The following is a 10,729-nucleotide window of genomic DNA, read 5'->3' on the forward strand; positions in this document are numbered from 1 at the left end:
CTGTTACCTGCTCAGGTTACCCCTGAGCAGTTCACCCGAACCGCAGCTACCGCGTTGATTGAAAATGCGGAGTTGCAAAAAGCCGACAAGCAATCGCTGGTGCTCGCCTTAACCCGCTGCGCCAAAGACGGACTGATGCCTGACGGGAGAGAAGCAGCCTTGGTTGTTCGCAGTACCAAAGTGAATAATCAGTTTGTGAAAAAAGCCGTCTACATGCCGATGGTGGACGGCGTTATCAAATGTGCCTGTCAATCGGGTCAGGTCTCCAGTATTTTTGTTGATGTGGTTTATGAAGCCGATGAATTCAAACGTTGGGCGGATGAGCGAGGGAAACATTTCAAGCACATCTCGAACGACACAGAAGAGCGCGGTGAAATTCGACTGGTTTATGCTGTTGCTAAACTGAAAAATGGCGAATTTTTAATGGAAGTGATGAGTCGGGCTGACGTGGAAAAGATACGGGATACGGTACAAAGCGCAAAATACGATTCTAGCCCGTGGGTGAAGTGGTTTGACAGAATGGCACTCAAAACAGTGATTCATCGCCTTGCTAGACGGCTTCCTTGCGCCTCTGAGCTATTTTCGATGTTTGAGATATACAGAAGATGCAAATTTAACGGAAAAACCGCTCAAAATGGCTCCTGCTTCGTTTAAACGGCTATCACTGAGGGATGTCATCCGTGAACGCAATGAAAAAATGCGTGAAAAAGCAGAAACAGTGACAACGTCACCACCAGAAAAACAACCAGCAACCCATCCAAAACTGGAAGCGGCATTAATCGCCCTCGACGATGCCACCGACGAAAAAAGCCTTGCTGAAATCGTTGAGCATTGTACCCTATTGTCCGCCGAGTTGTCTGAGGATGAAAAAATACAACTCCGTGAAAAGATTAAGGCTAGCAAAAAGCGGTTAATGCCACCCAATAAAGATAGCGAAGTGTGGATGGCAAGACTGGTGAACGGCACAGGCGATGCTTGGCGATTTCGAAACGGTGAAATCGTTCACGGTTTTTTTGAGGCTGAGAAAAAAGCTAAAGAGATAGGCGCGGTGCTTGAAAAGCAGAAACAATACCGATTTAGTCCGAGTCATTAAAAAAATGCCCCGATGTAAATAGGGGCGCGTATGTTAACGTTGGGTTATAAATGAGTATCACATTTAATATAATTTACTTATTTCTAATAACTCAATACCTTATTAACAATTATTGAAGATATCGGATGAGTAAAAAATTTACCCCAACGCCCCATGATGCCATATTCAAGCAATTTTTAAGTGAAAAAGAGACGGCAAAAGATTTCTTTGACATCTGGCTACCGGATGAGATTAAAGCCTTGTGTGATTTGGATAGCCTAAAAGTGGAATCAGGCTCATTCGTCGATAGTGAAATGAAAAACTATCAGAGCGATATTCTCTATTCTGTCAAAACAGAAAAGGGAAGCGGTTATTTCTATCTGCTGATTGAACACCAGTCAACGCCTGATAAATTGATGGCTTGGCGACTCATGCGTTACTGTATGGCTGCCATGCAGAAGCATCTGGAAGCGGGACACAAAGAGCTGCCACTCGTTTTCCCCATCCTGTTTTATTGTGGTGAAAAAAGCCCACACCCATACAGTACTGACTGGCTTGATTGCTTTAGTGGGCGAGATATTGCAGAAGAAATATATACCAAACCGTTTAAGCTGGTTGATGTCACCACGCTTGATGATGGTGACATCATGCAACACAAGCGAATAGCGTTGCTTGAGTTACTTCAAAAGCACATTCGAAGACGGGATATGACCGAGCTACTGGATAGTATTGTTAAACTGTTGTCGTATAATTATTATACCGATAATCAGGTTATCACGATGTTTAACTATCTCATCCAAGAAGGTAACACCACAAAGCCAATGGAATTTATCAATGAGATAGCGAAACAATCAGAAAAACACGAGGGGGCATTTATGACTATTGCTCAACAGATTGAAGAAATTGGAATCAAGAAAGGCATACAACAAGGGAAAATTGAGGGCATCCAAGAGGGCGAAAAACAGGCTTCAATGAAGATAGCGCGCCAAATGCTAGAAAGTGGTATGGACAGACAATCTGTGATGAAATTTACGGGGTTAACTGATGCCGAAATGAGTAACCTGTTTAAAGATTAAATTATGACGAAACGCCAGAAATTAAGCCTCAATCGCCCTAGAAAGGCTTCACAAGAAGAGCAGCCCCAAAGTAACCCTGTTTACGGTAAAAAGGTCTGGGTGAATGCTACGCCTAAAAAACATGCAAAAAAGCCTCATCCTCCGAAAGTAGCAAAACAGCAGCCCAAGAAATCGGTTGTTAAACCTAAACAGGCAGTGAAGGTTAAAATCCCAAAACCACCCACACCGCCTAAAAAGCGATTGCTGTTAGATGAGGCAATTTCCCAGATAAGCACCTTTTGGCCTTATCTTTTTCCCGATGGCAAGTTGTGCCCAATGAAAATTGGCATCCAGCAGGATATGTGGCAAGAGGTGAAGGAAAGAAGTTTCCCAATAACGAGAAGGCGGTTGAGAGCCTGTTTAGGCAGTATTGGTTATCATGCTGATTATCGCGCCCTTATCCAGTTAGGCGCGTTTCGTTATGATAAAGATGGTCAGATAGTTGGCGAGGTCATCCAAGCCGATGTTGACGATAATCTGCAACGTTTGGCGCACCGAAATCGATAATGTTGCTTATTTCCGGTTTTTTCGGCCAATCAATATCCGGTGCTGTCGAAATATCCTTACGATGAAGGTTTAACCTATAGAGTTTCCAATTCCTGAGTTGTTTGATTTCGTCCGCTGTTGCCAAATCCAAATCAACCGCATCTTGCAACGGCTGTATAATCTCTGATGCTCTATTAATGCGAGATTGTTTTTCATACCCCGCATTCTGGAGAGCGTCTTGTTTCTGAGCTTCTTTATCGGTGATCCACTTTTCTCCGTCCCAATAATCAAAAGGCGTTTTTGGCGCTAAAAAAGTGAAACCCGTTTTTATTTCGCCTGGGTAATCAATAGTGTATTGATAGCGATCATCAGTTTTGTATACTGTTTTTCCTCTATGATCTGGCACATATAACCAACTTTTGTGATCTTCACTACGAATAAGCGCATATTCGTCATTATCTGGTATCACAGGTGTATCTAGGGCATAGCCGTAACCCGGCCTTGTATTCTGACTGACGTACCTATACCTTGCTCCAAAGTATTCTCTCGTCGAATCAGCCAAATATTCATAAACCAACATATATCCATCCGATATAGCAAAACCGCTTTCGCCAAGTTTCGTAATCGAACTTTCAGTAATGTCATTCTTATTTGTTATTTCTAAGCTGTATTTCATTATGCTGCACTCACGATGTATAAAAACGCGATATTTCGCGGTCGGTTTTCATTTGCGGTAGGAACAACTCTTGAAGCATCAAAAGAAGAAATTGACCCCCAATTATCACGATTGCCTTGTGCGACTTGCACGTTGTAGTTCCCGTCTACTTTAAAGGCGCCATCCGCTGCAATAGGCGGAATCGCCTCGCCTTGTCGAACATACCCAATACGCCCCTTGATATTGCGACTAGCATCACCTTGTTCGCTCAATACGGTTCTTCCTACGTCAACATCTTTTCTACCTGCGGAAAGTCCTCGAATAAATTCACCACGTAACTCAGGTAGTCTTCCTGATGGGTAAGCTAAAGCTAATTTTGGACATTTAACCTTATCAAAACCTGAGTTCGGGATAAGCATTATCAATTATACTTGAAGATACGTACCTGCAACAGGTATCTTTGGTTTAGATGGCATTAAACAATATGCAACCAGTCCGCCTAATAAATTCACTACAAAGTTAGCCGGAGAGCGATGTCGCGTATGCTCTATTTGACAAAGATTTTTTAACTCATCAAATACCGTTTCAATGACAGAACGATGACGCAAGATGGCTTTGTCGAAACAAGTCTGTTTAATAGGCTTCATTTTCTTCTTGATATTCGTTATAAGGCTAATTCCCATCGTTTTGAGTTGCTGTTTCAGTGAAGCCGATAAATACCCTTTATCTGCGTACAAACAACCAGAAAGATCCTTTGTCAGCTCAGGCAATGGTTTCCGATCATCGGTGTTTCCTGGTGTGAGTCGAAAACTGAGTATTTCCCCCAAATGATTGATAATTACATGAAGCTTGAAACCAAAGAACCAACCTGTTGAATTTTTTCCCCGTTCAGCTATCCCATTGAAGACTTTATGTCTGCGGATCCGTAAGTTATCACACACCGCTATCGGAGTAGAATCGGCAACCGATAGCCCCGTGCATTTTCCCTTAATTGACTCAAACAGTGCCGTTAACGCTAAGGCACTACGCGGAAGTAACTCTACACAGCGTGAATAGGATGGCAAGTTAGGAAATTCCTTCCGGAGATATAAGCGGACATAATAGAGATAAAATACCTTGAATTGCCTGAATCGGAGTTGATGAAACAACACAACCAGTGTCATCATTTCCGCCAACGAAAGCTGAGTAGACCGTCTACGACGCTTAGTACCGTTAGTCAGCAAATATTCATGCATTTTTGGCTCGAAGTCTTTGCAAAAATCATCCATCAGGCAATAAAGTTCAGTAAGATTTTCCATAATTGTTTAACAATGCTCTACTCTTTAACCAGACTGTTAGAGTATTTTAACAAAACAGGCTCATTCAACTATTTGAATATCAAGACTTTCTCTTTATTTCTTATCCCGAACTCAGGTTATCAAACGGTTGACCGTCACAAATTAAATAACCTTTTGGTGGTGCAGCTTGAGGCCAAGGAATAGGCGCGCCAACCGGATAATTATCGATTGCTTCAACATCGGAGGTTAATGCGAGCGTGCCTGATTTTGGAGGAAACAAAACCGTTGTTTTTGTGTTTGTATCGTGAACCTGGGTTCTTTTGGAATTTCTGACATAAGCAAACTCAGCACCACTGGAACCGTTAGTGCCACCTAAATTGAAAATCGTATCACCCGTTGTCAACGATCACCGAAAACTGATCCACTTTTTAGCTAAATCCGATCAATCAAAATTGATCCACTTTTACTCAGTCATTGCTCCTGAGCGCCGCTTATCTTTCAATCGATAGCTTTCACCGCTTAATTGCAGTACATGCGAATGATGAAGTAAACGATCAAGCATAGCGGCAGTTAATGTTGCGTCATCAGCAAAAGCATTTGGCCATTGCCCAAATGATAAGTTACTCGTCAATATGACACTGCCATACTCATAACGCTTGACAATCACATTGAAAAACAGGTTTGCTTCTTCTCGCCCAAACGGCAGGTATCCAATCTCATCGATAATCAACAATTTCGGGGCCATCACCGAACGTGATAGATATTGTTTGAGCTTATTTTGTCGTTTGGCAGTTGAGAGTTGCAACATCAGTTCAGCTGCCGTGGTAAAGCGGGTTTTCTTCTTGGCCTGTACTGCTTTTAATCCTAACCCAATAGCTAAATGCGTTTTGCCTACACCGCTTGGGCCAAGCAACACGACATTTTCATTACGTTCAATAAACGTTAATGCGCTTAATTCCTGTATGTCACGAGTTTCGCACAAAACTAATTTGGGTACGCTAATAAAACACGGATTTGCTCAGTAATAGCACTTTTGATTACGTCCCAATTTTGTTGATAAAGGGTTATTTTTTCAGATATACGACGTTTATGTTGTTCAAACCACGCAGAAATAGCGAGAAAAATATGATTTCTTTGCGCTCGGCTCGTGCGAGCCTGACAGCGTTCAATACCACAGTTTTGTTTAACTTCTCGATGATAAACTTCAACAGACCAACGGGCATCCATGATAGATTTGAGGTATTGACGGGTGTGATTCTCTTTGTTTGTTACTATGTAATCAATACGGCCGTTTTTGGCTGTAAATTTGAAAACGGTTACCCAACCATATCCTCGCAAGTGTATTGACGTTCCTTCTTCTGAGATGTCTAACTTGTTCAGTTGTTTGTTATGGTTAACAATCCTATTTTTCCTCAGCGTGGTTACCCAGATCCAACCATGAGAGCGAATTGATTTCAGGTTATCCAGGCTAGAATACCAAGCATCCATCACTACGGCTTCTGGCATGATCCCTCTTTTTTTAGCAAGAGTGAGCATTTCGGAAAAGTGCGTGTTTTTTGTTTTTCCATCAGAATCTTTATCATAAATCCGATAATTGATAGGAATTGATTCAACCTTCGTCAGATCATGCCAAAGCAAATTAACTAAACCTATGCCAGCAATAACCTCATGTTCATTACCTGAATATTGATAATGGACCATCTCTATTTTTTTACTACCACGAGTTTCGCACCAATAAAAAAACGCGCTATTTTTAAGTTTAATTCAGCATGATATATAAATAGACAAAACCTTATAAATTAAATACAAATTATTGTAATTTAATAAAATTTATGTGTTTTAGTAACTTACAGATTAACCATTGCTTTTAAGCCATTTCTAGAACTTTATATGCCTGTGCGAAACTCGTGACTACGTGTTTTGGCAATCAATGTATCATCGGCAATTAGTACGCAAGGGCTTTTTTTGTCTATAGAAGGTTCAACTAATCGCCATAGGTCTTTAGGTCTAAAACATCTACTTTTTAGCCATCGGCTAACAGTGTCATGAGATAAAGGCGATGGGCTTACTTCTGATAATGCTAAACCAGAGTATCTTAAACTGCTTACTTGTAAGAATGTTTTATAGATATCTTTAATACATGGATAACCCGACAAAATATGAACACCCTGATTTTTTCTTGTTTTTAAATTTATACTTCTTTTTTGGAGATTGCGAAACTCGTGTATGTGTTGTTTGGGGATCCCCGTTGCAAACTTAAAATCGAACGTATTAAGTTCTTTATGTGCTGGGAATCCTGCCATCCGACTCAAAAGATTACGGGTTCGTTCATCTCGTTGTTGTTGCTCACATTTTAATAGGGACAGTAAAAACTCTCCGTAGCTTTTGTCTTGGGCAATGCATTGTTCGGCAAGTGATGACCAATGAGTCGGAATAGAATTTAATTTCAATGACTCACACAGGTGTTCAATTTGTTCATGCAATAACATGTTCACCTCCCAGCAATGCTTCGTATACGCTGATTGAGTGTTGCAAACTGACAGATTCAAGGGGCGGTACGATACGGATATTAAGCGTATCAGTCTGCGGGATAGATTGGCAAACCCTTGCTGGTAAGGGTAGAAGATACTTAACTTCCTTAGCTAGTCTATCTGCTGGCTTCTCTAACGTTGTTCCATGAATCCGCTGATGGGCAACGCGTTGTAACCAGGGCCCCACTCTTGCATTAGCTATCTCAATATCCAGTTCAAGATTATGAGCACGAAGGTCGGTATTTAATGGTACGATAAAGCTGTTTTTTAAATAGAGGTTAAAGCGCTCTACTTTCCCTTTAGTTTTTGCCCTGTAGGGCTTGCAAGCACACAATTTAAACCCGTAATCTTTCGACATGTAATTTATGTTCACATTCTGCATAAGCATCCCGTTCGATGATGAGGAATTTTGCGTTATCACACAATATTTCCTGTGGTACACCACCAAAATAGTCGAAAGCTTCTCGTAAACCTTGTTGCCAGGATTCTGCTCGTTCATTATCAAAGAACTTTACATAACTCGCACGCGAATAGCCTAGCGTTGCAACAAACGCTTTTAGTGATTTTTTACCTCGCCGGATGCTGGTGAAGTCGATTTGCATTTGTTGACCTGGCTGTGTTTCAAAACGGACGACAGCTTCGGGAACAATGCTTGGTTTAAATTGACAAACAAATCGGCGTAATTGAGCAATACCGCCTTGATAGCCGCTTTCAACTACTTCATCAAATAAGACTGTTGCAGGGATCCAATCAGGTTTAGCCAGTTCAATTCGCTGAAGCAAATAAGGTTTAAAGGGTGCTAATTTAGTCGGTTGTTGACTTCTTTTAGCATAAGTTGGCATTGTCTGTTGTTGTAAATGATGTTTTACGGTGTTACGGGATATGCCCAATTCACGGGCAATTTTTCGAAGGCTTTGTCCTTGTGCAAAGCGAACATGAATATCCACAAATATCTCCTTGGTTAACATAAATTATCCGTACAAAAATGTGCGAATAATACCAAGTGGATCAGTTTTAGATGATCGTTAGTGGATCAGTTTTGCATGATCGGTGACAACGTTGGTGATTCAACGTTAAGCCTGCCTACTTTTAGGGGCTCTTCTGAATTCTTTTTGGCATAATTGTCGTTAGAAGCTTTTTGGCTTAGCACGTCGGTTGTCGAATTACCCGTTGTTTGTTTTACAGCGGAACTGTTGAGCTTGGTATTGAGTCCTTGGGTTAATTCTGTTTTTGTAGCGTAGTCTCCGTTTGGCTGCTTGCTGTTTAATGCATCTGTCACCGATTTCTGGCTCATTACTTTATCAGTGGCGTTACCTGTTTGCTGCACGATATTTGCGGATAAAATAGCGTCTTTTAGCGACTGCCACTGGGTGGTATCGGTTAAGGGATTGCCGGCGTTGTTTTCGGTCTTTGAGAGATAGATATTACCGTCAGACAGGCATGCCGCCCCTTTGTTGTAAATCTGCTTTTCGGCATATTCAGCAATCCCGTTTTGGTAAAGGTGGGTCACAAGGGCGCTAACGGTAAATCCCACCGCATTAAAATCCTGCATGGTGGGCAATTCTGACACGGGCAAAATGCCCCATCCACGCTCAAAATCGGCATTGAGATTTTTCTCAAGATTGTCGGTGATTTCTTTCGAACCAAACGCGGTTCTTTCTTCCGTTTTGCTGCCCCCTGCAAACGGTTGAATATCAATATTCGGTCTGTCTATTTTCAAAGTTATCTCCTGTTATTCAAAAAAGTTTTCTTGGCAAAGTAACCAATGCTTGCTTCTGGGTTAACGTCAAAACGGCTGTACCACGAAATGGCATTTTGATGTCCCTTAAAGCCAAACGTGCCTTTCGGTTCCTGAGTTACATAATTAATTTGCACGCCCTGCGGACGGGGCAGTAAATCAAGCCGTAAGATGAATTCCAGCCACTCCCTATCGGCTCTTTGTGTAATAACGATGGTGAGGCTCATGTTCTGGCGGTCAATTAAATAGCCTTCGCCTTCTATGGCAAAATTGACCGCCTGTTGCAGTGATAACAGGCTCACATCACCGGTTTGGGTGGCGGTAGCAAGGGCGGTATTTTTGATGATTTTGAGCTTAATCAGGCTGCGATATTGCTTATCGGGTAATTTCAATGGCAAAAAATCCTGTGCAAATTTGGAGCGAAAGCCCCCTTGTTTTTTCCGCTCTTTTGACCAAACGGCAACGCTTTGGCGTGATTTTTAAAGCCAAAAAAGCCTTTGCGCTCACCACTGGGTTGAAAGCGACTGATTCCTACCCAACTGCCGATGATATCCAGCGGGTCACCTTGCGCCGTTTCGAGATTAAACGCTTCCCGAAAGGCATTAACGGTATCAAAACAATCCGCATACCCATTAAAAAGGGCGGAAATCTCCGCCCTTGCCTTGGGTTTGGTGTAATACTGCTTGATTAGCAGTTTTTGATATTCTTCTTTGAGACTCATGTGACTACCTCATTAACGATGATGTTGTCACTGACGATGTTGAATTTCTCATCAACATCGGCTTTTAAAATGGCACTCGTCCACGTGTTGCCGTCCTTTGATATTTGAAGGTCAGAGACATAGTAAGTACGTGCAATGCGGTTCAAAATGCAATAAAGCGCAGTCACTTTGATGTTTTCGCCAATGCGATAAGGGATTTAACCAGTTCGTCTTTAATCTCCTGTATCGGCACAGGCTCATTGGCTTTTTCACGCGTGGCGGTGAGCTTAATTGAAATTGTGGTGATTTTAGGACGGTCAAATCGGTATTCATGCACTACCTCAAAAAACGTGTCGTCTGCTTGGGCTATCTTGTCAATGTATTTTCCCGTGATAGTGCCTTTAAGTCCCGTCCCCCCTGTTTTGTTGCGGGCGATACAATCAATAATTGCCTGATTTTCACCCCCTTCTGCTATTACCCAAATCGAATGAGGCGGAATATTCAGCGCATCAGTCTCATTGGTGGTGTTTTCGTATACCACTGCATCATTAACGCCTTTAACCAGATTCAAACGGGCAGCCATACCGCCAATCGTGCTTTGGCTGGCATTCGCAAAGGTTTTTAACCGTCTCGCCGTAAATGACTATCACTTTCGTTTTCCTTACGTAACAGCCCGTTGATTCTGGCTAGATAATCAAGGTGGAGTCCTTCGGCTTGCTCCGGCTTCAAGTTCTCACGAGTTTCGCACCAATAAAAAAACGCTCTATTTTTAAGTTTAATTCAGCATAATATATAAATAGATAAAACCTTATAAATCAAATGCAACTTATTGTAATTTAAGAAAATTAATGTGTTTTAGTAACTTGCAGGTTGATCATTGCTTTTAAGCCATTTCTAGAATTTTATATGCCTGTGCGAAACTCGTGGTTCTGATAGAGCTTTTTGACCAATACCAAACATTCATGGGCAATTCGGTTATAAATAGCAATGCGCTGCCCGTCAGGCGTATCTTGTGAAAGATTAATATCACTGCCGTAAATTGTCTTAAACTCGGCAATGAATATTTCAATCAGTTCAGGTAATGTCGCAATCGTGATACCGTTTTCATCAAGTTTGATATTCACTGGCTGACCTCCTGATTAAGGGGGCGTGTTC

At 41.8% G+C, this 10,729-nt stretch carries 13 protein-coding genes and 5 pseudogenes; 4 read left to right on the plus strand and 14 right to left on the minus strand.

Annotated features, from left to right (window positions below):
- From V3224_RS19415 to V3224_RS19430, 4 genes are all read left to right on the plus strand, one after another.
- Positions 1-654, plus strand: a complete 654-nt coding sequence (locus tag V3224_RS19415) for a recombinase RecT (protein WP_334472343.1) — start codon at positions 1-3, stop codon at positions 652-654.
- Positions 635-1,093, plus strand: a complete 459-nt coding sequence (locus tag V3224_RS19420) for a hypothetical protein (RefSeq protein ID WP_334472327.1) — start codon at positions 635-637, stop codon at positions 1,091-1,093. Before V3224_RS19415 ends, V3224_RS19420 begins: the two co-directional genes overlap by 20 nt.
- Before the next feature lie 125 nt (positions 1,094-1,218).
- Positions 1,219-2,148, plus strand: coding sequence for an Rpn family recombination-promoting nuclease/putative transposase (locus V3224_RS19425; RefSeq protein WP_334472328.1), 930 nt, complete (start codon positions 1,219-1,221; stop codon positions 2,146-2,148).
- Between the two features lie 3 nt (positions 2,149-2,151).
- Entirely contained in the window at positions 2,152-2,694 is a 543-nt protein-coding gene (locus V3224_RS19430) for a ProQ/FINO family protein (RefSeq protein ID WP_334472329.1), read from the plus strand.
- Here V3224_RS19430 and V3224_RS19435 read toward each other — a convergent pair.
- From V3224_RS19435 to V3224_RS19495, 14 genes and pseudogenes are all read right to left on the minus strand, one after another.
- Positions 2,639-3,349: a tail fiber assembly protein gene (locus V3224_RS19435; RefSeq protein WP_334472330.1), complete on the minus strand. Its 711-nt coding sequence runs from the start codon at positions 3,347-3,349 to the stop codon at positions 2,639-2,641. The two genes, V3224_RS19430 and V3224_RS19435, sit on opposite strands and share 56 nt — an antisense overlap.
- Positions 3,349-3,747, minus strand: coding sequence for a phage tail protein (locus tag V3224_RS19440; protein WP_334472331.1), 399 nt, complete (start codon positions 3,745-3,747; stop codon positions 3,349-3,351). Before V3224_RS19440 ends, V3224_RS19435 begins: the two co-directional genes overlap by 1 nt.
- Positions 3,748-3,753: 6 nt before the next feature.
- The gene (locus V3224_RS19445; RefSeq protein ID WP_334467716.1) at positions 3,754-4,626 is read right to left on the minus strand and encodes an IS982 family transposase; all 873 of its coding nucleotides are present in this window, start codon (positions 4,624-4,626) and stop codon (positions 3,754-3,756) included.
- Positions 4,627-4,726: 100 nt separating this feature from the next.
- Positions 4,727-5,008 carry a hypothetical protein gene (locus V3224_RS19450; protein WP_334472332.1) on the minus strand — a complete coding sequence of 94 codons (282 nt, stop codon included), beginning with the start codon at positions 5,006-5,008 and terminating at the stop codon, positions 4,727-4,729.
- A 60-nt stretch (positions 5,009-5,068) separates the two neighbouring features.
- Positions 5,069-5,569 (minus strand): annotated as a pseudogene (gene istB, locus V3224_RS19455) (IS21-like element helper ATPase IstB); the annotation flags it as partial.
- Positions 5,570-5,589: 20 nt separating this feature from the next.
- Positions 5,590-6,321: pseudogene (locus V3224_RS19460) on the minus strand (IS701 family transposase); the annotation flags it as partial.
- 197 nt (positions 6,322-6,518) lie between these two features.
- Positions 6,519-6,761, minus strand: a pseudogene (locus tag V3224_RS30185) (IS701 family transposase); the annotation flags it as partial.
- 60 nt (positions 6,762-6,821) lie between these two features.
- A pseudogene (locus tag V3224_RS30190) lies at positions 6,822-7,094 on the minus strand (ATP-binding protein); the annotation flags it as partial.
- Positions 7,081-8,104, minus strand: a pseudogene (istA, locus tag V3224_RS19470) (IS21 family transposase). The pseudogenes V3224_RS30190 and istA, both read right to left, overlap by 14 nt.
- A 65-nt stretch (positions 8,105-8,169) precedes the next feature.
- Positions 8,170-8,856 (minus strand): hypothetical protein, encoded by a 687-nt coding sequence (locus V3224_RS19475; RefSeq protein WP_334472335.1) that lies wholly within the window; start codon positions 8,854-8,856, stop codon positions 8,170-8,172.
- A gap of 2 nt (positions 8,857-8,858) precedes the next feature.
- Positions 8,859-9,266 carry a DUF2612 domain-containing protein gene (locus tag V3224_RS19480; protein WP_334472336.1) on the minus strand — a complete coding sequence of 136 codons (408 nt, stop codon included), beginning with the start codon at positions 9,264-9,266 and terminating at the stop codon, positions 8,859-8,861.
- Entirely contained in the window at positions 9,263-9,595 is a 333-nt protein-coding gene (locus V3224_RS19485) for a DUF2612 domain-containing protein (RefSeq protein WP_334472337.1), read from the minus strand. Before V3224_RS19485 ends, V3224_RS19480 begins: the two co-directional genes overlap by 4 nt.
- Positions 9,596-9,758: 163 nt before the next feature.
- On the minus strand, positions 9,759-10,157 hold the full coding sequence (locus tag V3224_RS19490) for a hypothetical protein (protein WP_334472338.1): 399 nt from the start codon (positions 10,155-10,157) through the stop codon (positions 9,759-9,761).
- Positions 10,158-10,476: 319 nt separating this feature from the next.
- Positions 10,477-10,698, minus strand: coding sequence for a hypothetical protein (locus tag V3224_RS19495; RefSeq protein ID WP_334472339.1), 222 nt, complete (start codon positions 10,696-10,698; stop codon positions 10,477-10,479).
- Positions 10,699-10,729: the final 31 nt, after the last annotated feature.

It is taken from the genome of Arsenophonus sp. PmNCSU2021_1 (genome assembly GCF_036919435.1).
Classification (GTDB): Bacteria; Pseudomonadota; Gammaproteobacteria; order Enterobacterales; family Enterobacteriaceae; genus Arsenophonus; species Arsenophonus nilaparvatae.